We start from the raw sequence: 21,956 nt of genomic DNA, 5'->3' as shown, positions 1-21,956 counted from the left end.
CCCCACAGAGGTCAACGATGGCTTGGTTGCAATCGCGGCGCCTGCGCTACGGCGTCGGCGCGGCAGGTTTGGCGTTTTTACTGTTGGCCATGCTGCGGCTGGTGTTTGTGCTGGGCTTTTCCGGTGTCGACGTCAGCGCATTTGCCGACAACCCGCAACTGCGCGAAACCCTCGGCATCGGTTTGCGCTTCGACCTGCGTCTGGCCCTGCTGCTGATGTTGCCACTGGCCGTTCTGGCCTGGCTGCCGCGCTGGAACTTGACCCGTGTGCCGTTGTTGCGTGTTGTGGCGCGAGGTTATTGGTTGCTGACGCTGGGCGTGGTCGGCCTCATCTACATCATCGATTTCGGCCATTACGCCTACCTCGGCGTGCGCATCAATGCCACGGTGTTGCGTTATCTGGAGGATGCGCAGATCTCGCAGCAAATGGTCTGGGAAACCTATCCGGTGCTGTGGATTGCCCTCGGCTGGCTGGCGGTGCTGGGCGTGTGGTTCTACGGATTTGTGCGCCTGGAACGTGCGACGCTGGCGCGTGAACCCCGGGCCATCCGCCGCACTTCACTGGCGTTGGGCGGCGGGCTCGGGCTGGTCGCCGTGTTGCTGGCGCTGCTCGGTCGTGTGGAAAATCTGAATCTGGAAAACCCGGTGCCGTTGCGCTGGAGCGATGCGTTTTTTTCCGGCAACACGCAGATCGCTGCGATCGGTCTGAACCCGGTGCTGTTCCTCTACGACACGCTCAAGGCCGGGCAGGCGCAGTTCGATGAAGCGCAGGTGCGCGAGCACTATCCGGCGGTGGCGCGTTATTTAGGTGTCGCTCAACCGGACGCGCAAACCCTGACATTCACGCGACAGCAAACCGTGCAGCCGTATCGGCTCGCCGGCGCGCCGAACGTGATGTTCGTCATGCTCGAATCGCTGGGCACCAGCGCGGTGGGCGCCTATGGCAACCCGCTGAACCCGACGCCGAATCTCGATCGACTGGCGACCGAGAGCTGGTTTTTCCGGCACTTTTACGTCCCGGTCACCGGCACTGCAAAAACCGTGTGGGCGAGCATTACCGGGGTGCCGGACGTCACCCGTCAGGAGACCGCCACCCGCCATCCGCTGATCACCCGTCAGCACACGCTGATCAACGCCTTCAGCGATTATCAAAAGCTCTACATGATCGGCGGCAACGCCGGCTGGGCGAATATCAATGCGCTGATCCAGCAAAGCATCGAGGGCGTGAAGCTGTATCAGGAAAGTGACTGGCGTTCACCGCTGGTGGACGTCTGGGGGATTTCCGACCTCGACCTGTTCAAGGAAAGCGACCGCATCTTGCGCGACCTGCCCAATGACCGACCGTTCTTCGCCTACGTGCAAACCTCGGGCAACCACCGGCCGTTCACCATTCCCAAGGACAACGACGGCTTCCAGGTCAGCCAGCTGTCGCTGGCTCAGGTGCAAGCGGCCGGCTCGCGCAGCGTCGAGCAATACAACGCGGTGCGCCTGCTGGACTTCAACATCGGCAAATTGATGGAACTGGCCAAGGCCGGCGGCTATTACCACAACACGATTTTCGTGTTCTTCGGCGACCACAACACCCGCATCAGCCAGATCCCACACATGCCGCCGGCCTTCGAGTTGCTGGGGCTGGAGAGCAACAACGTGCCGATGCTGATTCACGCGCCGGGGCTGCTTGACCCCAAGGTCATTGAAGAAGCGGTGGGGCTGGCGGACTTGCTGCCGACCGTGGCGGGCATGGCCGGGGTTCCGTTCACCAACGGCGCGATGGGCCGCGATGTCCAGCAACCGGCGCCGGAAGGCGAGCGCGTGGTGCCGCTGGTGTTGCGCGAGGGGACGTTCCCGTTGATTGGCGGCGTGACGCAACACCATTTGCTGCAGATGCAACATGATGGCAGTGCGCCGACTTTGCATGATCTGCGTTCTGCGACGCCGCTGGACAATGTTGCTGAGCAGAACCCGGAGGAATTTCAGCGGTTGGTAGAGTTGACGCGTGGGCTGCATGAAAGTGCGCGGTTGATGCTGTATCGCAATGTGCGGTGAGCGCTTAATTGGCGAGGGGGAAGGGCGCGGACTAGAGTTGTGGGTCTCCTGTCCGTCGAGAATCCTGCGATGAAAAAAGCCGAGGGCACCGAATCCGCTTCCGTTCTGATTGATCAACGCATCGCCGAGCTGGGGGACTGGCGCGGTGAAACGCTGGCGCAGATCCGCGTGATCGTGCATAGGGCTGATCCCGAAGTGGTTGAGGAATGGAAGTGGCGGGGTGTGCCGACGTGGTCGCACAATGGAATTATCAGCACCGGCGAGACGTACAAGACTGCGGTGAAAATGACCTTTGCCAAGGGTGCGTCACTGGATGATCCGGCGGGGTTGTTCAATGCCAGTCTTGAGGGCAATACGCGACGGGCGATTGATTTCCACGAGGGTGACCGGATTGATGAGAAAGCGTTGATTGCGCTGATTCGGGCGGCCGTGAAACTCAATATGGCGAAGAAGCCCTCACCCTAGCCCTCTCCCAGGGGGAGAGGGGACTGACCGGGGTGTTGATGCGAGTTACGCCGACGTGAAAACCGGAGGTGAATGCAAATTTGAAAAGCCTACATATCTTGCCCATCGGCAGCCCTCACCCTAACCCTCTCCCGGAGGGAGAGGGGACTGACCGAGGTGTTGATGCGAGTTACGGCGACGTGAAATACCGAGTTGTGCTCAGGATTTGAAAAGCACACAAATCGGCTCCCTTTCCCCCTCGCCCCCAGGGGGAGAGGGCTGGGGTGAGGGGGTAGATCCTGCAGACTGCTGCGATTGCTTTGAACGCCACTAATTACCATCAGCCACTTTACGTTCGATCTCATCGACCTTGCGTTGCAGCGCCTCGGCGTCCTGTTCTTTCACTCGGGTGGACGAGGGCGTGATGACCTCATCCACGGCTTTAGTGTCATCGTCCCGGTCTTCAAGATCGCGCTCGACCACATTCACCGGTTTACCGGACGTATCGGTTGGTGGGGCATTCGGGGTTTTGTTGTCATCGTTGTTCATTGTGCTGACCTCCAGTGGTGTAAACGTTGGAGGTGGCGGTACGGTAAGCGTTCGATAATTCTGTGGCTCATTGGAATGAACGGTGCAGAAACTTTGCGCCGCAAAGCGGGCCAAAGCTGATTCAATCCACCCTTGCCCGGATGCTTGCCACCATGCACCAGAAAACCCTGTTTGCAGCCTTGCTCGGCGTGGCTGTGCTGATGATCGGCGGGGCCAGCCACGCCGCCAGTTTCGACTGCGAGCGCGCCAAGGCCGCCGACGAAAAAGCCGTGTGCGCCAATCGCACGCTCAACGACCTGGATGTGAGCCTGGCACTGCTGTACAAACTCGACCGGCGCTTTCTGCCGATGGGTGGGCGTGATGCGTTGATCGGGCAGCAACAAGCCTGGCTGAAAAAGCGCAGCCAATGCGCCGCTGATGTGAAATGCCTGACGGATATCTACCAGCAGCGCATTCAAGTGCTGCAGCAAATCATCGACACCCGCGTGGTCACTCAAGGCCCGTTCTGATACCGGCAATGCCCTTGCAGGAGCGGCCGTAAACCGCTCCTGCAAGGTTCAGGTTCAGTCCTTGAGAATGTCGCGATCCTTGGTCTCCGGCAGGAAGAACGTGCCGAGTATCGCCGTCATCACCGCAATCACGATCGGGTACCACAAGCCGTAGTAGATATCCCCCGTGGCCGCGACCATGGCGAACGCCACCGTCGGCAGGAAGCCGCCAAACCAGCCGTTGCCGATGTGATAGGGCAGCGACATCGAGGTGTAGCGGATGCGGGTCGGGAACAGTTCGACCAGCCATGCGGCGATCGGGCCGTAGACCATGGTCACGTAGATCACCAGCACGGTGAGCAGGAGCAGCACCATTGGATAGTTGGTTTTCGCAGGGTCGGCTTTCTCCGGATAACCGGCATCCTTGAGTGCCGTGCCGAGGGTCGCGGTGAACGCATCATTGCGGGTCTTGAAGTCGGCGGCCGGCAGGGCGCTGCCGTCAAAACTCTCGACCACTTTGTCGCCGATGCGCACTTGCGCAACGGTGCCAGGTTCGGCGACCACGTTCTCATACGGGATCGCCCGTTTCGCCAGCAGAGTCTTCGCCAGGTCGCACGAACTGGTGAATTTGGCCTTGCCCACCGGGTCGAACTGGAACGAGCACTGGTCGGGGTTGGCGATGACTTTGACCGGGTTTTTCTCCTGCGCGATGAACACGTCTGGGTTCCCGTACTGGGTCAGCGCGTGGAAGATCGGGAAGTAGGTCAGCGCTGCCAGCATGCAGCCGACCATGATGATCGGCTTGCGCCCGATGCGGTCGGAGAGGCTGCCGAAAATCACGAAGAACGGCGTGCCGATCAGCAATGAACCGGCGATCAGCAAGTTAGCGGTCTGCGGGTCGATCTTCAACGTCTGCAACAGGAAGAACAGCGCGTAGAACTGCCCGGTGTACCAGACCACCGCTTGCCCTGCGGTGCCGCCGAGCAACGACATGATCACCACTTTGAGGTTGTCCCAACGGGCGAAGGATTCGGTCAGCGGCGCCTTTGACGCCTTGCCTTCATCCTTCATTTTCTGGAACACGGGCGACTCGCTCAGTTGCAGGCGGATGTACACCGAAACGATCAGCAGCAGGATCGACAGCAGAAACGGAATCCGCCAGCCCCACGCTTCGAAGGCTTCCGTGCCCAGCGCCGTGCGGCAGGCGAGGATCACCAGCAGTGACAGAAACAGGCCGAGGGTCGCGGTGGTTTGAATCCACGAGGTGAAGAACCCGCGTCTGTTGCGGGGCGCGTGCTCGGCCACGTAGGTTGCTGCGCCGCCATACTCACCGCCCAGCGCCAGGCCTTGCAGCAAGCGCAGGGTAATCAGGATGACCGGCGCCGCGACGCCAATGGTCGCGTAACCGGGCAACAGACCGACAATCGCGGTCGACACGCCCATGATCACGATGGTGATGAGGAACGTGTGTTTGCGCCCGATCATGTCGCCGAGGCGGCCAAACACAATCGCCCCGAACGGCCGCACGGCAAATCCCGCCGCGAAGGCCAGCAGGGCAAAAATGAACGCGGTGGTTTCGTTGACGCCGGCGAAGAAGTGCTTGGCGATGATCGCCGCCAGGGAGCCGTAGAGGTAAAAGTCGTACCACTCGAAAACCGTGCCCAGTGAGGACGCGAAGATGACCTTGCGCTCCTCCTTGGTGATGCCGCCGCTGCGCGGTGGACTGCCGGTGGATGCTGTGTCGATTGTGGCCATGGGTGTTCTCCGTCGTGCTTATTGTTGTGGGCCGGAGTCCCCCGTTACTGCTTATCGCACTCTGGCCTTGTGGCATATGCCGCAACTGCTCTCGCGTGAAACTTGCACAGTCTGACCGCCTCGCAGGTGTGCAAGGTTTCCTTGAGCATAATCAGCTTCTGGCAGATATCCACTCGCACGCCGTGATGCCTAGGCCTTGACCCAACGCTGACGGCTCCACGCACTTAACCAGTCGACCACAAACACCAGCACCAGCATCGCCAGAATCACCGTGCTGGCTTGCGCTTCCTGAAACAGGCTGAGGCTCACATAGAGCATCTGACCCAGCCCGCCGGCACCGACAAAACCCAGCACGCTGGCCATGCGGATGTTGTTTTCCCAGCGGTACAGCATGTACGCGAGCAGTTGCGGCGCCAGGTTCGGCAAGGTGCCGTAGCAGAAGGCGAGGAGCGGATTGCCGCCCTGCAAACGAATTGCTTCGGCCGGTTGTGGCGGCGTATTTTCCAGCGCTTCGGCGAACAACCGGCCAAGCACGCCGGTGGTGTGCAGGGCGAGGGCGAGGGTGCCGGCGTTCGGGCCGAGGCCGGCGGCAAGCACCATCAGCGCCGCCCAGACCAGTTCCGGAATTGCGCGCAAAGCATTGAGTAACAGGCGCGAGGCACTTTGCAGCGGCCAGCCGAAACGCCCGGCGGCAGGCAGCGCGAGGACGATGCCAAACACGGCGGCGAGCAACGTGCCGAGGGCCGACATGGCCAGGGTTTCCAGCGAACCGTGGAAGATTGCCCTGAGGTAATCGGCGCTCAGGTCCGGGCTGAGAAAGCGCTGCACGTAAGCGCCCATCTGTTTGAGGCTGGTGGCGCTGCCGAGTTCGCCAAGATCCAGCCCCAGATAAACGAAGGAAGCGATGACCGCCAGCCCTATGCCGGCGATCAGCAGCAGGTTGATCAGGCGATTCATGTCAGTCTCCAGCGCAGCAAGCGGCTGAGTTGATCGGCGGCCAACACCAGAATCAGGAAGCACAACAGAATACTGGCGACTTCACCGCCGGCGAACATGCGGATCGACAGGTCGATCTGTTGTCCCAGGCCGCCCGCACCGACGAAACCCATCACAACCGACGCGCGAATCGCGCATTCCCAGCGATAAACCGTGTACGAGAGCAATTCCGACGCGACATTGGGCAACGTGCCGTAAGCAAACGCCGCCAGACGACCACTGCCAGCCTGCAACAGCGCGTGCGCCGGACGCTGATCGGTGGATTCGAAAATCTCCGCGTAAACCTTGCCAAGCATGCCGCTGTAAGTAATGGCGATGGCCAACACACCGGCCGCCGGGCCGAGTCCGACGGCGCGGACAAACAACAGCGCCCAGACTATTTCCGGCACGCTGCGCAAAAAGATCAGCAGGCCGCGCACCGGCCAGCGCAGCAGATGCCCCAGTCGACTGGGCACGCCACCGCGTGATGCGGCGGACAGCGACAGCGCGCGACTGGCGATCAGGCCCGCCGGTATCGCCAGCAACAGCGCCAAGGCCATGCCGGCGGTGGCGATGGCCAGGGTTTGCAGGGTGGCTTTGAGCAGTAACTGGAGAAACGCTTCGTCGTGCGCCGGAGGCCAGAACTGCGCGACAAAGCGGCCCATTTCATTCTGGCTGTCGGGCAGCAACACGCCCAGATTCAGCTCGCTGAGTTGAACGCCCGGCCACAGCAGGGCAATCGCCAGCAAGGTCAGCAACAGTCGTGGCCACGCCGCCGGGTCGCGTGAATCAGCTTTCAGCATCGCGGAATCTGCACAGTCAGTGGCGCGACCGCAGCGGTCGGCGATTGCAGTTTTTCGTTGGCGTACAGCGCGTCGAGCATCGCAGGGCTGACATGATCGGAAGGGCTGTCGAACAGGATCTGGCCGTCGCGCAGACCGATGATCCGTGGGAAATGCGACAACGCCAGATCCACCGCGTGCAGGCTTGCCACCAGCGTGACGTCATGTTCGCGGGCATGGCGCGAGAGGATCGACAGCGTGTGCCCGGCCATCACCGGGTCCATCGCCGACACGGGTTCGTCGGCCAGCAGAATTTCCGGCGCCTGATACAACACACGGGCAATGCCGACGCGCTGCAACTGGCCGCCGGACAATTGTTGGCAATGGGCGAAGAGTTTGTCGCCCAGATCCAGCCTCGCCAACGCTGCGCGCGCACCGGCCACATCCAGTGGATGCAGCAGATTCAAAAGGCTTTTACCCAGACTCCATTGGCCCAGCTTGCCGGCCAGTACCGCGGTGACCACGCGCTGACGCGGTGGCAATGGCGGCGCCTGATGCACCAGACCAATGCGCGCGCGCAGGCGCTGACGCTGGCGGGCGGACAAGTGCCAGGCGCGTTCGCCGAGCACTTCGATCTCGCCGCTGCTGGGCCGTAGTGCGGTGGCCAGCAGGTTTAGCAAACTCGATTTACCGGCCCCGGACGGGCCAATGATGGCGACCTGTTCACCAACGCCAATCTGCAAGTCGACACCGCGCAGGGCATCGACTCCATTGGCGTGGCGCAGGCTGCCCTGTGTGAGGCGTAAGGTCATTTCAGCAGTTCGGCGGCGCGGGCGGCTTCCTCGATGCCCTTGTAATTCTCGGGCTTGGTGTCGATGAAGCGGCTGGCAGCTTGCAGATCAAGAATCTTCTTCTGCTCAGGGTTGGCCGGGTCCAGATCAAGGAAGGCTTTTTTGATCTTCGCCGCGAGTGCCGGGTCGAGGGTGCCGCGCACTGTCCAGTTGTAATCGAAGTAGGTCGGGGTGGTGGCGAAGACTTTGACCTTGTTGGTGTCGACCTTGCCGGCGTCGACCAGTTTCTGCCAGACGCTGGCGTTCAGCACACCGGCATCCACTTTGCCGGCCTGCACCCAGGCCACGGTGGCGTCGTGCGCGCCGGAGTAGGCGACGCGACTGAAATACGCTTCAGGTTTGATGTTGTCGTTTTTCAGCATGAAGTAACGTGGCATCAGGCTGCCGGAAGTCGACGACACCGAACCGAAAGCGAAGGTCTTGCCTTTCAGGTCGGCGAGGCTGTGCACATTCGGGTCGGCGGTGATGAATTTGCTGGTGAACTGCGCATCCTGTTCACGCTGCACCAGCGGGATGACTGGCGTCGTCGCGTCGGTTTTCAAGCGCGCCTGAACGAAGGTGAAGCCACCGAGCCAAGCCATGTCGAGGCGATCGGTGGCCAGGGCTTCAACCACTGCCGGGTAGTCGGCCACGGGCACGAACTGCACCTTCATGCCCAGTTGCTGTTCCAGATAAGCGCCCAGCGGTTCGAACTTGCGCAGCAGTTCGGTCGGTGCTTCATCGGGAATCGCGCTGACGCGCAAAACGTCGGCCGCCTGAGTCATGAATGCAGAAAAGGACAGGGCCAGGCCGGCGGTCAGTGCCAGGGTTCGCTTGAACATAGAAATCTCCGTTTCAGGGGCGTCAAAAGAGCTGAAGTCACGAGGTGAGGCGCAAACTCAGGGTAGACGAATCGGCGAGGGTTATACGGACTCACACGTACAAAGGCCAGCACCGTGGATACGGCGCTGGCCTTTGATCTTGGGCGGTTATGCAAACAGACGAGTGTCGCGCTGGCAACCGCCGGGGTATGTCTGGATATGATTTGCGCAGTGAACGCTTACTCGGTCGCCTCAAAGGCGTCGTGGTACTTCACCTCGCCCGCCGGCAGATCAGCACCGAATGACAACACTTGAAAGTATTCCTGCGGTACACCGGGCAACGTCAGCTCAGGGTGATTCTTGAAACCGAAACGCCCGTAATAGTCCGGATTGCCCAAGACCACGCAGCCAGCGCCGCCGAGGTTTTGCAGTTGCGCCAGTGCGGCCTTCATCAATGCCGAACCGATGCCTTGATGCTGATGTTCAGGCCATACCGAGATCGGGCCGAGACCGTACCAACCGGTGGCGGCAGACGAAATCGTCACCGGAGAAATCGCCACATGGCCAGCGATCTTGCCGCTTTCCTCGGCAACCAGCGAAACGCTCAGTTGGCCAGCATCGCGCAGTGCAGTGACGATGAACTGCTCGGTATGGCTTGAGTGTTCCTCGGTCTGAAACGCCGCTTCTGTCAGTTGCGAGATGATGTCGATGTCGTCGCGGTGTTCGTTGCGGATGGTCAGGTTCATGCTGATCCTTTTTCGGGTGTCTGAGTCGATGAGCGCTCGTAGCGCGGCGAAGATCGGTTCGGCAACGGTGTGTTTCTTGCCATAAGTCAGATTGAAACGGTAGTCGAAATCCGCCGGGTTCTGGCCCTGAGTGTGTTGCAACAGAGTCTCGAGTTTGTCCAGCGCCTTGACCGCTTTGGCTTCGGCAGACTCGGCGTTTTCGTAGTCGTCCCACAACGCGAGAATCTCGTTTCTCAGGGTGTCATCGAGCGCGCGGGTCAGTAGCAGGAGGTCGTTACGCTCCTGCTCGCCCTTGTCGGGGAAGGCGCCTTGGTCTACCGCCGGGATGTCGCCGTTGAGCGCTTCGCCCAAGTCGTGGATCACGCACATCTTGAGCACTTTGAGCAGGTCGAGCCCGACCAGTTCATCGGCGAAAACCATCGCCATCAGGCACAGGCGCCAGCTGTGTTCGGCGGTGCTTTCGTTGCGGCCACTAGAGGTGTGTGCGCTTCTGAGGACGTCCTTGAGCTTCTCCGCTTCACGGAGGAATTCAAGGCGTCCGCTGATTTTTTCGAGGTCCATAAACTTGCCCGGTGGTGGAACCGAGAGACAAGCCTAGAGCTGATGTGGGTGAGCGTCCACGCATAAAATATGCGTTCAGAGCGTCTCGACCAGCCGCGCCGCCGTACCGTCGGACAATGGAATACGCGTCCAGCGGCACAGGCTGTGGCGGATCGGCACGAGGTCGGAGTCGTTGCTGCCGGTGATGAATTCCAGTGCCGGTGGCGCCTGCAGTTCGCGCCAGCCGAGGGTGTCGAGCGCCCGTTCGTTGTTGGCGATTTCCGACGTCACGAAGCGCCATAGCGATAGCCCGAGCAATTCGCTCAGCGGACGGGAGAACTGCGCGGCACGGGCCGGGGAGCAGGCCAGCAAACGGTGGGTGAGGTCACAGACCAGGTGCACCGGTCGCGTGCTTTCGCGCACGAGCCGGGCGAGGGCTTGATCGGCGGCTGTGTCGAGGCGGGCGGCCAGCAGTTGCTCAAGCTGTAGATGCGCCGCTGAATCCATCGCCAGCACGCCGCTTTCCCAACGGGAAATGGTCGACTGGGTGACGTTGAACATCGCGGCGGCATGGCCTTGCTTGACGCGGTGCAACAGACGCCAACGACGCAGGGCGATGCCGGGCAGGGCGGGTTTGAGTAATGAATCAGGCATGACGGATGCCAAAAAAACTGAAGGGCCGACAGTCTGAAGACAGTCGGCCCGTGCTGCAAATCCACCTGACGATCAGGCCGTTTCGGGCAGTTTGGCGATCACCTTTATCTCGAAATCAAACCCATACAGCCAGGTCACGCCAATCGCGGTGGCAGTCGGGTGCGGTGCCTCGCCCCAGAATTCGCTCAGCACCAGATTCCAGATGGTCTCGAACTTCGACTGCGGATCAACGATGAATACGGTGACGTCGACCACGTCGTCGGATGTGCAACCGGCCTCATCAAGGATCGCATTGAGGTTGCTGAACGCCTGGCGTACCTGGGTTTGCAGATCCGGCTCCGGCGTGCCGTCCTCGGTGCTGCCGACTTGTCCCGAGACAAACAGAAAACCGTTGGAGCGCACGGCCGGCGAGTAACGATGGCGCTCGTACAGGGCGCGGCGGGCAGGCGGGAAAACAACATCGCGCTGGGTCATGGGGTGTCTCCATCAGTGAGTTGATGGCGCCACTTTAGGTATTTGCAGGTGGGCGATAAACGCGCAAGCTTGGCGTTCACTGTTTGTGAATCCCAAACAATCGGAAGGTGAAACGTGGACCGATTTGATGCAATGCAGGCGTTTGCCCGGGTGGTCGAGGCCGGGAGTTTCACCAAAGCCGCTGAAACCCTGCACATGAGCAAAACCACCGTGACTCAACTGGTGCAACAACTGGAGGCGCGGCTGCGGGTCAAGTTGCTCAACCGCACCACACGCAAGGTCAACGTCACCGCCGACGGCGCCGTTTACTACGAGCGGGTGGTCAAGTTGCTGGCCGACATGGACGACGCCGAAACCAGTCTGCCCGGCGCCGCAGCGTTGCCGTCGGGACGGCTGCGCGTGGACGTGCCGAGCCCGCTGGCACGGTTGATTCTGGTGCCGGCCTTGCCCGAGTTTCACGCGCGTTACCCGGATATCCAGATCGACATGGGCGTCAGCGACCGCATCGTCGACATCATCGATGAGAACGTCGATTGCGTGGTGCGTGGCGGCGAGCTTATGGACTTGTCGCTGATGGCGCGCAAGGTCGCCGATCTGCAATTGGGTGTATTCGCCGCACCGCAATATCTGGCACGTGCGGGCACACCTGCGCATCCACGGGAGCTGGAAGACAGCCATCATCGGGTGGTCGGTTTCCTTTGGGCACGCACCGGCAAACCGGTGCCGTACGCCTTGCACAACGCCAGTGAAAACCTGCAAATCAAAGGGCGTCACGTGCTCGCCGTCGACGACGGTAATGCCTACCTCGCGGCAGGTCTGGCGGGCTTGGGCGTGCTCTGGCTGCCCAAATACATGTCTGCCGAACACGAGGCGCGCGGCGAGCTGGTGCCGCTGTTCGAAGACTGGCAACTCGCGCCGATGCCGCTCTATGTGGCGTATCCGCCAAACCGGCATGTCAGCCTCAAGTTGCGAGTGTTTATCGATTGGGTGGTGGCGTTGATGGCGCATCACGATAGTGGTGCGCTTATTGCTTCCCCAGGTGGTAATGCCGTCAAAAAACCAACTCGATCGGCGACCTGAAAGCGTGCAGTGATGAGATGCACGGCTTTCGAACCCAGGAGCTTCAATCGCAATGAATATGTACATCGATATTGTCGGCGCCTGTAACCTGAGCTGCCCCTCTTGTCCAATGGGCAACTCGGAAAACCTCAACTTCAAAAAAGCCATGCAGATCGACATGTTCAAACAGATCGTCGAGAAGGCCCGCACAGAAGGGGTCAAGTCGATTTATCTGTACAACTGGACTGAGCCTTTGGTTCATCCAAAAATTGGCGAATTTATCGAAATCATCAACGCTGCCGGTATGGGCAGCGGTATCAGCACGAATCTGAATCTCGCCAAGAATATGGAAAAGGCGTTGCTGGCCGAGCCGGGTTACTTCCGTATTTCGCTGTCAGGCTTTTACCAGGAAACCTACGAAAAGGGCCATGTAGGCGGTGATATCGAAGTTGTAAAACAGAACATGATTGCCCTGCACGAGATCAAACAACGATTGGGTTTGAAAACCCGTGTCGACGTCTACTATCACCGCTACCTCGATAACATCGAAGAGGAAGCGCTGATGCGTGAGTTCAGTGAGCGCCTCGGCTTCAAGTTCACAACCGGTTATTCGGTGATGATGCCATTGGAGAAAACGCTGGCCATTATCGAACGCGACCCTTCTGTCACCGATACCGATTATGAAACCCTGAAAAGACTCGCTTTGCCGCCCTACGACGATATTGTCAATGTTGCCCAGCAGTACCATCAGCAGGATTGCCTGCTCAAGGATGACTGGCTGGTGATCGACTGCAATGGCAACACGATCTTGTGCTGCACGATCTTCAATCAGAACGAATATCAGGTCGGCAAGTACCTCGACATGCCGGTCGCGGAACTGATGCAGCGCAAAAACACCCAGAAAAACTGTGTCGACATGTGCAGCCGCTGCGCCAAGAAGGGCATGCATATCTACTCGATGTTCCCCAACCAGGGAGTCCTGGAGCGACACGCGGTCAATCGCATCATTGATTTCGAGAATCTCAGCAGCATGGGACTTGCTGTGGACAGCGAGTTGCTGGGGCGTGCGGGTGAAGTCAGTGCCGAAAACTTCGACGAGGCCCAGTATTTCCAATTGAACGAGGATGTCAGGCGCGCAGTGTCGACCGGTGAATTCTCAAGTGGTTACCAGCACTATGTGCTTCACGGTCGATTGGAAGGAAGATTGGGCGCCGGTGTGTTCTCGGTGGTTTGATCTGGGCTCAGATGGGCTGATAACCAGGCGATAAAGCTTTTCGCCAGCGGATCATGCTCACTGTCGCGGTGTGTCAGCAGAGCCCAGTTCGGCCCGCGAATGGTGTTCTCGACCAAGGGTTGCAACAAGCCGTCAGCGCGCGCCTGACGGCTTAGCAACTGACTCACCAGCGCGATGCCAAGCCCCGCACACGCGGCGTCGAGCAGCAATCCCGGATCGGAAAAATTCAGCCCCTGATCCTGCTGGCCAACGTTTATCCCAGCCTCGACCGCCCAATGACTCCAGTCCATTTCCCGCTCGCCATGCAACGTGGTGCGTTCTGCTTGAGCGACTTGAAGCAGGCGCGGATGGCACGCCGGATAGAGCCGATCGGCGTGCAGCACTTTGAAGCTGCATTCGGCTTGGGAACTGATGTCGTCGCGCACGGCGAGGTCGATGGTCTGCGTGGCCATGTCCGGAACTTCATCGGTGCTGTAGATCCATAAATCCACCTCTGGATGCTGCGCGCGGAAGTCCGCCAAGCGTGGCAGCAACCAATGCCGGGCAAAGGCTGGCGTGGTGTTGAGCACCAGTTGATTGGGCTTTTGATACTGGCCCAGACGCCGAATCCCCACCGCCAGTTGCTGCAGCATCGCTTGCGTGGTGCTGAGCAAGTCATGGCCGGCATCGGTCAGTGCCACGCTACGTCCGCTGCGGAAAAACAGCGGCTGTTCCAGATACGCCTCAAGGCTGCGGATCTGCTGACTGATCGCCGACTGCGTGAGGCTCAACTCGTCGGCAGCCTTGTGAAAACTGCCGAGCCGGGCGGCGGCTTCGAAGCCGCGCAGAGAGCTGAGCGGCGGCCAGTGTTTAAGCATATCGATAAGCTCCTCTAATCAGTTGTCCGCAAAATCCATCGTTTGTTTGCCTGTTTGCGCGTCCGTAGCATGGTCGACGTGAACACATTGGCTTAATTAACGAGGCATATCATGCAGCACAACGACAATAAAAACAGCGCCTGGATGATGCCGGCAGAGTGGGTGACCCACGCCGCGACGTGGATGGTCTGGCCGCACAACCAGACGTTGTGGGAATCAGGCTGGCGCGTGACCCTGGCGCAGGTGCAGGAAGATTTCGCCCGCGTCGCCAATGCCATCGCGCGTTTCGAACCGGTGAAACTGGTGGTCGATCCATCGGCCATCGCCAGCGCCAAAGCGCTGTGCGGGCCGAACATCGAGTTGATTGTGCTGGCCGTGAATGACAGTTGGTGCCGCGACTCTGGCCCGACCTTTGTCTGTCATCCGCAGCAAGGGCTGGCCGGCGTGAGTTGGCGCTTCAATGCGTGGGGCGGCAAGTCGGCGCATGATCTGGACGAAAGCCTGGCGCGCCGTGCGCTCAATCACCTCGGCCTGGAGTGCTTCGGCACGCCACTGAGCAACGAGGGCGGGGCGATTCATGTCGATGGTCAAGGCACGCTGATCACCACCGAATCGGTGCTGCTCAACCCCAATCGCAACCCCGGTATCGGCAAAGCCGAGATGGAAGAGATTTTCGGTCGTTTGCTCGGCGTGAAGAAAACCATCTGGTTGCCGGGTGATCCGGATTACGTCACTGGCGACATGACGGACGGCCATGTCGATGGCGTCTGCGCCTTTGCCCGTCCGGGTGTGTTGCTGGTTGACGCCACCCACGACAAGTCGTCGGTCTACGCCGAAGTGGCACGGGAAAACCGCCGTGCGCTGGAACTGGCCACCGATGCCAACGGGCGCAAGTTCGAGCTGATCGAGCTGTTTGAAGCCAGCGACGCAGTCGACACTGAAGCCGAAGTGTTCTGCGCCTCGTACACCAATTTCTACATCGCCAACGGCGCAATCATCATGCCGGCCTATGGCATCGAAGCGGATCACGTCGCGGCCAAAGTATTGGAGCAAACCTTGCGGGTCGCGAAGTGGTGCCGGTTCAGATCAATCATCTGGCCCATGGCGGTGGCGGGGTGCATTGCATCACCCAACAGCAACCGGCCTGGCCAGTGAGGGGTTGAAAACATGACGACGTTGACCCTCGCCACCACCCAGATGCCGTGCACCTGGGATTTACCCGGCAATCTTGATCGCGCCGAGCAACTGGTCCGCGACGCGGCGAAGCAGGGCGCGCAGGTAATCCTGTTGCAGGAACTGTTCGCCACGCCGTACTTCTGCATCGAACAAAGCCATAAGCACATGGCGTTGGCCGAGGAGTATCGCGACAGCCGTGTGCTCGCGCGCTTCGCCGCACTGGCCCGCGAGTTGGGCGTGGTGTTGCCGCTGAGCTGGTTCGAAAAGGCTGGCAACGCCTACTTCAATTCGCTGAGCGTGGCCGATGCCGACGGACGCTTGCTGGGGGTGTATCGCAAGACCCACATTCCCAACGCCATCGGCTACCAGGAGAAGGAGTATTTCAGCCCTGGTGACACCGGTTTCAAGGTGTGGGACACCGCGTTCGGCCGCCTCGGCGTCGGTATCTGCTGGGATCAATGGTTTCCGGAAACTGCCCGTTGCCTGGCGTTGATGGGTGCCGAAGTACTTCTGTATCCAACTGCGATCGGCTCGGAACCGGGCTGCGCGGCGCTGGATTCCCGCGATCACTGGCAGATGACCATGCGCGGCCATGCCGCCGCCAATCTGCTGCCGGTGGTGGCGTCGAACCGTGTCGGCCGCGAAGTGGCGAGCACCGATCCGAGCCTGCAAATGAGTTTCTATGGCTCGTCGTTCATCAGCGATCACAAAGGCCAACTGCTCGCCAGCGCTGACCGCGACAGCACCGGCGTGCTGCTGCACAGCGTCGACCTGACCGCCATGCGCGAGGAGCGGTTGAGTTGGGGCATTTACCGCGATCGTCGCCCGGACATGTACGGGCCTCTGTTGAGTCAGGACGGTCGCCACCTTCATGCACGCTGGAACACTCAAGGGGTCTGACATGGCTATCAAGCACAAGCGATTGCTCGGCGCGATCGGTATGGCATTGACGTGCGTCATGCCGTCGCTGCACGCCGAAGACAAAACCCTGCGGCTGTACAACTGGGCGGATTATTTTGCCGAAGACACCCTGAGCCGCTTCACCGCCGAAACCGGGATCAAGGTGATTTACGACGTCATGGATGGCAGCGAAACCCTCGAAGCCAAGATGCTCTCCGGCGGCAGCGGTTACGACCTGATCTTCCCCGGCGACACCGTGGCCGAGCGCTTGATGCGCGCCGGCAGCCTGATGCCACTGGATCAAGCGAAGCTGAGCGAACTGGCCGACGTCGAGCCCGGTTTGCAGAAACTGCGCAGCCATTACGAGCATTCCAGCAAAGCCACGGTGCCTTACACCTGGGGCACCATCGGCCTGACCTACAACGAAGAGCAGATCAAACAGCGCATGGCCGACGCGCCGGTCAACAGCCTCGACATGCTGTTCAAACCGGAGCTGGCAGCGAAGTTCGCCGATTGTGGCATCTCGATGATCGACTCGCCGGACGAAGCCTTGGCTGTTGTGCTCAATTACCTTGGTCGCGATCCGCGCAGCGGCAAAGCCGACGATCTGGCAGCGGCCAGCGAGTTGCTGATGAAGTTGCGGCCGTACATCCGCAAGTTTCAGTCGCAACCGGTCACTGACCTGGTCAACGGCAACCTGTGCCTGTCCCTTGGCTACAGCGGCGACATGACCCAGGCCCAGCGCACCTCGGACAGTGCCGGTAAGCACACGAAATTTCAGTATCGCGTACCGCGCGAAGGCACGACCGTGTGGATGGACACCATGGCCATTCCGGTCGACGCCAAACACCCGGAATACGCCTACGCGTTCATCAACTTTGTCATGCGCCCCGAGAACATGGCAGCGATCAGCAATTTCACCGGTTACCCGACCTCCAACGCCAAGGCGCGGGCGAACGTTGATGAAAGCATGCGCGACAACCCGGATATCTACCTCGACGAAGCGACCTATGCTCGATTGATCCCGGGCAAGGACATTCCCCAGGCTGATATGCGAGCGCGTATGCGCACCTGGACCAAATTCAAGACAGCCACTGGCAAATGATCAATGGTCGGCGTACGCGTCGGCCCTTCACTGAAAGACAGGAAACTCACATGACGACTCGTCGCGATTTTATCAAACAGGCCTCGGTGGTCGCCGCTGTCAGCGCTGCGGTGACAGGCCTGGGCCTTTCGCCGGGCAAAGTCCTGGCCGCCGCGCAAGGCCGCTGGTTCATGCCTGACGAAGGCGATAAACATGAGCGCGCCTACATCGCTTTCGGCGCACAGGACGCGATCTGGGAAGACTTCACCGAAGACGTCCAGGAAGCGCTCGGCCGCGTCGCCCGCGCCATCGCCCGGTTTGAACCCGTCACCGTGTTCTGCCGCAAGAACGAACGCAGCATCGCCGAAGAATTCTGCGGCACGCGCAATATCACTTACGTCACCGCCGCGCTCGACGACATCTGGATGCGCGACATCGGCGCCAACTTCGTCATCGACGACAAGGGTGGTTTGGGTGCGGTGGACTTCAACTTCAACGGTTGGGGTGGCAAACAGCAGCACAGTAAAGACTCGAAGATCGCCGCACTAATCGCCGACGACGCGCAAGCCACGTACATCCGCACCGATCTGGTGGGCGAGGGCGGTGGGATTGAGGTCGACGGCCACGGCACCGGGATCATGACCGAGAGCAGCTGGATCAACAGCAACCGCAATCCGGACTGGAGCAAGGCTGACGTCGAAGCCGAACTTAAAGAGCGTTTGGGCTTGCGCAAGATCATCTGGCTGCCGGGGATCAAGGGCAAGGACATCACCGATGCCCACGTCGATTTCTACGCGCGTTTCATCAAGCCCGGCGTGGTGATTGCCAACCTCGACACCGACCCTGAATCCTACGATCACAAGGTCACGCTGGCGCACCTGGACATCCTCAAGAACGCCACCGATGCAGATGGCCGCAAATTGCAGATCCACACGATGTCGCCGCCGCTCAATCCGCGCAAAACCAAGTTCAACAAAAACAACCCGGACTTCGCCGCCGGTTACATCAATTATTTCGTGATCAACGGCGCAATCATCGCTCCGGAATTTGGCGATAAAGCGGCAGACAAAAAGGCCTTTGACCTGCTCTCGCAGCTGTATCCGCAGCGCGAAATCGTTCAGCTCAACATCGATGCCATCGCTGCCGGTGGCGGTGGAATTCACTGCGTCACCAGCCATCAACCACAGGCGTGATTGACTCTGACGCGGATCAAGCCAACTATCGGCGCACAACAACATGACCGATGGACCACAACTTGATCGAACGACGCCAATTCAGCGGAGGCATGAAGGGGAAAAACCTCCGCTATCTGAATGAGCAAAGCGCGGATGACCCGCGCTTGACCCGCACCGGTTTTCTGCTGCTCGAACACTTTTCGCTACCGGCGTTTACCCAAGCGCTGGACACCGTTGTCACCACCAACCTGTTGCGTCCGGGGTTGTTTTCTTCGCGCACGTTTGGCTTGGGTGACGGCGAAGTCATCAGTGATCTGGGCCTCGTCATCCGCCCTGACGCACGTCTGGATTCAGCCGCGCTGGCGCAACTGGATCTGCTGGTGGTGTGTGGCGGGTATCGCACCGAGTTGCGAGCGAGTGACGACTTCATTCATTTGCTTCAGGTTGCAGCGGAGCGAGGCATCAGCCTGGCTGGGTTGTGGAACGGTTCGTGGTTTCTCGGCCGCGCCGGATTGCTCGACGGCTATCGCTGCGCGATCCACCCGGAACATCGCCCGGCGCTGACTGAAATCGCCAAAACCACCCATGTCAGCAGTGAGCCTTACGTGATCGACCGCGACCGGCTCACGGCATCGAGTCCGTCCGGCGCTTTCCACATGGCATTGGACTGGATCAAGAGCCTGCACGGCAAAGCCTTGGTCGAAGGGATCGAAGACATCCTCGCCTTCGAGGAATCGCGCTACCGGCGGATCAAACCGGACGAGAATATCTGCGTCAGTGCGCCGTTGCGTGAAGTGGTGAAGCTGATGGATGCCAATCTGGAAGAGCCGCTGGAGCTGGAGCAACTGGCGGTGTACGCCGGACGCTCACGTCGCCAGTTGGAGCGCTTGTTCAAGGAACAACTGGGTACCACGCCGCAGCGCTATTACCTGGAACTGCGCATCACCGAAGCGCGACGCTTGCTGCAGCACACCGAGCTGTCGCAGGTGGAAGTGCTGGTCGCTTGCGGGTTCGTCTCGCCGAGCCATTTCAGCAAATGCTACAGCTCATATTTCGGCTACAGACCTTCCAAAGAAAAACGCCTGGTCAAATAGCCCAAGCCGTTTTTATTAACCTGAGCGCGACTCGCTATTTCAGGTCGATGTATTTCTAGAGTCCCCCGCGGTCAGTCCCCTCTCCCTCCGGGAGAGGGCTAGGGTGAGGGGCTCTTAAAGGCCCTAGACATCACTGAACCGCGCCATATGCCCCAGTTGTTGCAGGCGGGAGTCCCTCCAGTTTGCAGATAGGTCCTGCCGAGCCATTGAAAATGGCGTCAAAGTGCCACTGATTGCCACCCCAAACAGCACCTGTCACTCTGCGCCTCGTTCAAAGGATCAGGACAAGGAATCAAGGATTGAGTGGCTACGTCCCCAACCCTCCCAAGGGTTATCGCAACACCGGCGTCGAACCCGTCGACGTCAACGCCCAACACTGGGCGCAATACAAAGACCTTCCGGCGACACCAGACGTAAAACCAGAACCGTTGGGCTGCGTCTTCGCCAAAAGCTGCAACTTGCCCGACGGCGAAATCAACCACACAAACCAAGCTGGATTCGTCCCGGTAGAGAAACTGGCGGACTACGGTTTGTGGGCTGTTCTGGCCACAGGAGCGGCAATCACCACCGAAGGCACATCTCTTCAACTGGTCGGCGGCTCCACAGCCGGCAGCGCCATCGCTCAGCGACTGGGTGGCTCCCTCGCGCTAGGCTTGCTCGAAAGTGCAGGTGCGTTGGCAGCAGGTGCCGCCGTCGGCACCGTTGCGCTATTAATGCCCAATACCAACCTTGCACCCGACAGTGCCTTCTACAAAACCGACCAGTACGCCACGCTAGAAACGGGCCGCACGCGCGTCCGCGTCAACGTAAAGACCTTGCCGGACGGTTCCGTCAGCGCTTACGGTTTCTACGCGGGCGGCAAAAAGGACTGGGAAAATGTCCCTGTCATCAAAGCGGAAAAGGACGGCGAGAAATACGTAGCCGACGTAGGTAACGGCATTGGCCTTACCTGGACGCCAGCAGCAAATTCAGATGGTGTGCTGGGTATTCCAGCACTTGAAGGCGTGCCGCAATTACCTCCCGTATGGGTATATCCGCCGACAGAAAAGTCGGACACGCTTTTGGCTAATCCAGCACATCCTCCCGAGTTTCAGGATGCGATCATCTGGTTCCCCGATGATGCAGGCCTTGCGCCCATCTACATTGTGCTCAGCACACAACTAGAGAAGAACAAACAAAAGGGCAAAGCGTTTGAAGAAGCGTCCTTTGACGAATTCAGCAAGACCAAACCTGAAGCCGCCCGAGAGGTCACAGTCAAAACCGACAGCGGTGTACGCACACGCATTGATATGATGGGCCGCGACGCCGATGGCAACCTCTCATGCGTCGAATGCAAATCGTCAGAAACAGCGCCGCTGACCCGCAACCAGAAACTCGGCTTTCCAGAAATAGAAAAGACCGGTGCAACCGTCGTCGGCAAAGGTAAACCCGGCTTCACCGGAGGCACCAGAATTCCACCCACCAGAGTCGACATCATTCGACCTGACCCGACCCTCTGAGGGAGCAGACATGTCCATCACCGAAACAAAAGTCGTCGACATCATCGCAGTACCCGAGTGGGAGCCAGACAACGTCGTACTCGTCATCACCGATCACCTGGAATGGGGCGACAAAGCCCAACAGGGGGAGCACCTGTTGTTGCTTCAAGAGAAAATCAACACCTACATCGCCTTCATCGAGAGCGGCGAACTGCTGGAAAGCTATCCGCCAGCGAAAGGTAAAAATCCGAAGATTCGCATCAATGGTCTCTATGAGCTGCCCGAGCAAGGTGAAACCTTTATCGACCGCGTGACCGAGGTACTCAAAGGCGTGGGCATTGGAATGGAGTTTGTACTCAAGGATGACTTTGCAGTTCGCCACTAGCGGCTGCCCAGACGCCGGCTTGTCCTCTGAACGCTGACAGTCCTCACTGAGAGAGCCCGCGCACTGAAAACTCCTGCGCGACTGGAAATTGAGCCAGCCAAGCCATTTCAACAAATGCTATAGCTCGTACTTCGGCTAACTGACCTTCCAAAGAAAAACGCCTGGTCGAATAACCCAGGCCGTTTCGCACCTGAGTTCACCCCGGCATCCCACGTCGGCGTACCTCTCCCAAACACCACGGTCGGTCCCCTCTACCTCTGGGAGAGGGCTAGGGTGAGGGGCTCTTAAACACCATCATCCACACACGTTTAACTTACACGCACTGTTACGCCATAACGGCTACAACACCTTGCGCCTCTGCCTACGCGTACGCCAGAATCCGCCGGCTTACGCGCCTTGAGGCGGGCTGTA

General features: G+C 59.7%; 21 protein-coding genes and 2 pseudogenes. 12 read left to right on the top strand and 11 right to left on the bottom strand.

All coding sequences use genetic code 11. The annotated features are described in order from the left end of the window. Nucleotides 1–17: 17 nt before the first annotated feature. Together WA225_RS22055 and WA225_RS22050 are read left to right on the top strand one after the other, a co-directional pair. The gene (locus WA225_RS22055) at nt 18–2,045 is read left to right on the top strand and encodes an LTA synthase family protein (RefSeq protein ID WP_422609586.1); all 2,028 of its coding nucleotides are present in this window, start codon (nt 18–20) and stop codon (nt 2,043–2,045) included. A gap of 69 nt (nt 2,046–2,114) precedes the next feature. Beyond that, nucleotides 2,115–2,510: a DUF1801 domain-containing protein gene (locus WA225_RS22050; RefSeq protein WP_422609585.1), complete on the top strand. Its 396-nt coding sequence runs from the start codon at nt 2,115–2,117 to the stop codon at nt 2,508–2,510. Nucleotides 2,511–2,819: 309 nt separating this feature from the next. Here the strand turns inward: WA225_RS22050 and WA225_RS22045 are convergent, their stop codons facing one another. Further along, complete coding sequence (locus WA225_RS22045) at nt 2,820–3,038, bottom strand: hypothetical protein (RefSeq protein WP_175554183.1); 219 nt, start codon at nt 3,036–3,038, stop codon at nt 2,820–2,822. Between the two features lie 152 nt (nt 3,039–3,190). On the opposite strand from WA225_RS22045, the gene WA225_RS22040 reads away from it, so the two are divergent. After that, nucleotides 3,191–3,547, top strand: a complete 357-nt coding sequence (locus WA225_RS22040) for a lysozyme inhibitor LprI family protein (protein WP_422609584.1) — start codon at nt 3,191–3,193, stop codon at nt 3,545–3,547. A 54-nt stretch (nt 3,548–3,601) separates the two neighbouring features. On the opposite strand, the gene WA225_RS22035 is transcribed toward WA225_RS22040, so the two are convergent. From WA225_RS22035 to WA225_RS21995, 9 genes and pseudogenes are all read right to left on the bottom strand, one after another. Further along, the gene (locus WA225_RS22035; RefSeq protein ID WP_422609583.1) at nt 3,602–5,281 is read right to left on the bottom strand and encodes an MFS transporter; all 1,680 of its coding nucleotides are present in this window, start codon (nt 5,279–5,281) and stop codon (nt 3,602–3,604) included. Nucleotides 5,282–5,470: 189 nt separating this feature from the next. Further along, nucleotides 5,471–6,238, bottom strand: a complete 768-nt coding sequence (gene phnE / locus WA225_RS22030) for a phosphonate ABC transporter, permease protein PhnE (protein WP_422609582.1) — start codon at nt 6,236–6,238, stop codon at nt 5,471–5,473. Then, nucleotides 6,235–7,059: a PhnE/PtxC family ABC transporter permease gene (locus WA225_RS22025; protein WP_422609581.1), complete on the bottom strand. Its 825-nt coding sequence runs from the start codon at nt 7,057–7,059 to the stop codon at nt 6,235–6,237. Before WA225_RS22025 ends, phnE begins: the two co-directional genes overlap by 4 nt. Beyond that, the gene (locus WA225_RS22020) at nt 7,053–7,850 is read right to left on the bottom strand and encodes a phosphonate ABC transporter ATP-binding protein (protein ID WP_422609580.1); all 798 of its coding nucleotides are present in this window, start codon (nt 7,848–7,850) and stop codon (nt 7,053–7,055) included. Before WA225_RS22020 ends, WA225_RS22025 begins: the two co-directional genes overlap by 7 nt. Continuing rightward, nucleotides 7,847–8,710 carry a putative selenate ABC transporter substrate-binding protein gene (locus WA225_RS22015; RefSeq protein WP_077572640.1) on the bottom strand — a complete coding sequence of 288 codons (864 nt, stop codon included), beginning with the start codon at nt 8,708–8,710 and terminating at the stop codon, nt 7,847–7,849. The genes WA225_RS22020 and WA225_RS22015 overlap by 4 nt, the downstream gene beginning before the upstream one ends. A 218-nt stretch (nt 8,711–8,928) precedes the next feature. Further along, entirely contained in the window at nt 8,929–9,435 is a 507-nt protein-coding gene (locus WA225_RS22010; RefSeq protein WP_422609809.1) for a GNAT family N-acetyltransferase, read from the bottom strand. Next, nucleotides 9,436–9,996 (bottom strand): annotated as a pseudogene (locus WA225_RS22005) (HD domain-containing protein); the annotation flags it as partial. A 75-nt stretch (nt 9,997–10,071) separates the two neighbouring features. After that, nucleotides 10,072–10,629: a transcriptional regulator gene (locus tag WA225_RS22000; protein WP_422609579.1), complete on the bottom strand. Its 558-nt coding sequence runs from the start codon at nt 10,627–10,629 to the stop codon at nt 10,072–10,074. A gap of 72 nt (nt 10,630–10,701) precedes the next feature. Beyond that, entirely contained in the window at nt 10,702–11,103 is a 402-nt protein-coding gene (locus tag WA225_RS21995; RefSeq protein WP_422609578.1) for a RidA family protein, read from the bottom strand. A 114-nt stretch (nt 11,104–11,217) separates the two neighbouring features. Between WA225_RS21995 and WA225_RS21990 the strand changes: the two genes are divergently transcribed. Together WA225_RS21990 and WA225_RS21985 are read left to right on the top strand one after the other, a co-directional pair. Next, a complete protein-coding gene (locus WA225_RS21990; protein ID WP_422609577.1) occupies nt 11,218–12,183 on the top strand; it encodes a LysR substrate-binding domain-containing protein in 966 nt (321 codons plus the stop codon). A 52-nt stretch (nt 12,184–12,235) separates the two neighbouring features. Beyond that, nucleotides 12,236–13,396: a radical SAM/SPASM domain-containing protein gene (locus WA225_RS21985; protein WP_422609576.1), complete on the top strand. Its 1,161-nt coding sequence runs from the start codon at nt 12,236–12,238 to the stop codon at nt 13,394–13,396. Here WA225_RS21985 and WA225_RS21980 read toward each other — a convergent pair. After that, nucleotides 13,345–14,253 carry a LysR substrate-binding domain-containing protein gene (locus WA225_RS21980; protein ID WP_422609575.1) on the bottom strand — a complete coding sequence of 303 codons (909 nt, stop codon included), beginning with the start codon at nt 14,251–14,253 and terminating at the stop codon, nt 13,345–13,347. The genes WA225_RS21985 and WA225_RS21980 overlap by 52 nt on opposite strands. 111 nt (nt 14,254–14,364) lie before the next feature. Here WA225_RS21980 and WA225_RS21975 point away from each other — a divergent pair. The 7 genes and pseudogenes from WA225_RS21975 to WA225_RS21945 all read left to right on the top strand — a co-directional run bounded on the left by WA225_RS21975 (nt 14,365) and on the right by WA225_RS21945 (nt 21,545). Further along, nucleotides 14,365–15,416: pseudogene (locus WA225_RS21975) on the top strand (agmatine deiminase family protein). 4 nt (nt 15,417–15,420) lie between these two features. Continuing rightward, on the top strand, nt 15,421–16,329 hold the full coding sequence (aguB, locus tag WA225_RS21970; RefSeq protein ID WP_422609574.1) for an N-carbamoylputrescine amidase: 909 nt from the start codon (nt 15,421–15,423) through the stop codon (nt 16,327–16,329). Between the two features lies 1 nt (nt 16,330). Beyond that, complete coding sequence (locus WA225_RS21965) at nt 16,331–17,434, top strand: extracellular solute-binding protein (protein ID WP_422609573.1); 1,104 nt, start codon at nt 16,331–16,333, stop codon at nt 17,432–17,434. Between the two features lie 50 nt (nt 17,435–17,484). Then, nucleotides 17,485–18,606 (top strand): agmatine deiminase family protein, encoded by a 1,122-nt coding sequence (locus WA225_RS21960; RefSeq protein WP_422609572.1) that lies wholly within the window; start codon nt 17,485–17,487, stop codon nt 18,604–18,606. A gap of 50 nt (nt 18,607–18,656) precedes the next feature. Continuing rightward, the gene (locus tag WA225_RS21955; protein ID WP_422609571.1) at nt 18,657–19,682 is read left to right on the top strand and encodes a GlxA family transcriptional regulator; all 1,026 of its coding nucleotides are present in this window, start codon (nt 18,657–18,659) and stop codon (nt 19,680–19,682) included. A gap of 299 nt (nt 19,683–19,981) precedes the next feature. Beyond that, nucleotides 19,982–21,181, top strand: coding sequence for an S-type pyocin domain-containing protein (locus WA225_RS21950; RefSeq protein ID WP_422609570.1), 1,200 nt, complete (start codon nt 19,982–19,984; stop codon nt 21,179–21,181). 10 nt (nt 21,182–21,191) lie between these two features. After that, a complete protein-coding gene (locus tag WA225_RS21945) occupies nt 21,192–21,545 on the top strand; it encodes a DUF6572 domain-containing protein (RefSeq protein ID WP_122607017.1) in 354 nt (117 codons plus the stop codon). The last annotated feature ends 411 nt before the right edge of the window (nt 21,546–21,956 follow it).

Origin of the sequence: Pseudomonas sp., from assembly GCF_049300855.1 — a bacterium.
Taxonomy (GTDB): domain Bacteria; phylum Pseudomonadota; class Gammaproteobacteria; order Pseudomonadales; family Pseudomonadaceae; genus Aquipseudomonas.
This window is presented reverse-complemented; position numbering and strand designations above follow the sequence as displayed.

Coding starts and splice junctions, on each gene's coding strand:
- WA225_RS22055 (WP_422609586.1), top strand. CDS start 18: ATGGCTTGGTTGCAATCGCGGCGCCTGCGCTACGGCGTCGGCGCGGCA.
- WA225_RS22050 (WP_422609585.1), top strand. CDS start 2,115: ATGAAAAAAGCCGAGGGCACCGAATCCGCTTCCGTTCTGATTGATCAA.
- WA225_RS22045 (WP_175554183.1), bottom strand. CDS start 3,038: ATGAACAACGATGACAACAAAACCCCGAATGCCCCACCAACCGATACG.
- WA225_RS22040 (WP_422609584.1), top strand. CDS start 3,191: ATGCACCAGAAAACCCTGTTTGCAGCCTTGCTCGGCGTGGCTGTGCTG.
- WA225_RS22035 (WP_422609583.1), bottom strand. CDS start 5,281: ATGGCCACAATCGACACAGCATCCACCGGCAGTCCACCGCGCAGCGGC.
- phnE (WP_422609582.1), bottom strand. CDS start 6,238: ATGAATCGCCTGATCAACCTGCTGCTGATCGCCGGCATAGGGCTGGCG.
- WA225_RS22025 (WP_422609581.1), bottom strand. CDS start 7,059: ATGCTGAAAGCTGATTCACGCGACCCGGCGGCGTGGCCACGACTGTTG.
- WA225_RS22020 (WP_422609580.1), bottom strand. CDS start 7,850: ATGACCTTACGCCTCACACAGGGCAGCCTGCGCCACGCCAATGGAGTC.
- WA225_RS22015 (WP_077572640.1), bottom strand. CDS start 8,710: ATGTTCAAGCGAACCCTGGCACTGACCGCCGGCCTGGCCCTGTCCTTT.
- WA225_RS22010 (WP_422609809.1), bottom strand. CDS start 9,435: ATGAACCTGACCATCCGCAACGAACACCGCGACGACATCGACATCATC.
- WA225_RS22000 (WP_422609579.1), bottom strand. CDS start 10,629: ATGCCTGATTCATTACTCAAACCCGCCCTGCCCGGCATCGCCCTGCGT.
- WA225_RS21995 (WP_422609578.1), bottom strand. CDS start 11,103: ATGACCCAGCGCGATGTTGTTTTCCCGCCTGCCCGCCGCGCCCTGTAC.
- WA225_RS21985 (WP_422609576.1), top strand. CDS start 12,236: ATGAATATGTACATCGATATTGTCGGCGCCTGTAACCTGAGCTGCCCC.
- WA225_RS21980 (WP_422609575.1), bottom strand. CDS start 14,253: ATGCTTAAACACTGGCCGCCGCTCAGCTCTCTGCGCGGCTTCGAAGCC.
- aguB (WP_422609574.1), top strand. CDS start 15,421: ATGACGACGTTGACCCTCGCCACCACCCAGATGCCGTGCACCTGGGAT.
- WA225_RS21965 (WP_422609573.1), top strand. CDS start 16,331: ATGGCTATCAAGCACAAGCGATTGCTCGGCGCGATCGGTATGGCATTG.
- WA225_RS21960 (WP_422609572.1), top strand. CDS start 17,485: ATGACGACTCGTCGCGATTTTATCAAACAGGCCTCGGTGGTCGCCGCT.
- WA225_RS21955 (WP_422609571.1), top strand. CDS start 18,657: ATGGACCACAACTTGATCGAACGACGCCAATTCAGCGGAGGCATGAAG.
- WA225_RS21945 (WP_122607017.1), top strand. CDS start 21,192: ATGTCCATCACCGAAACAAAAGTCGTCGACATCATCGCAGTACCCGAG.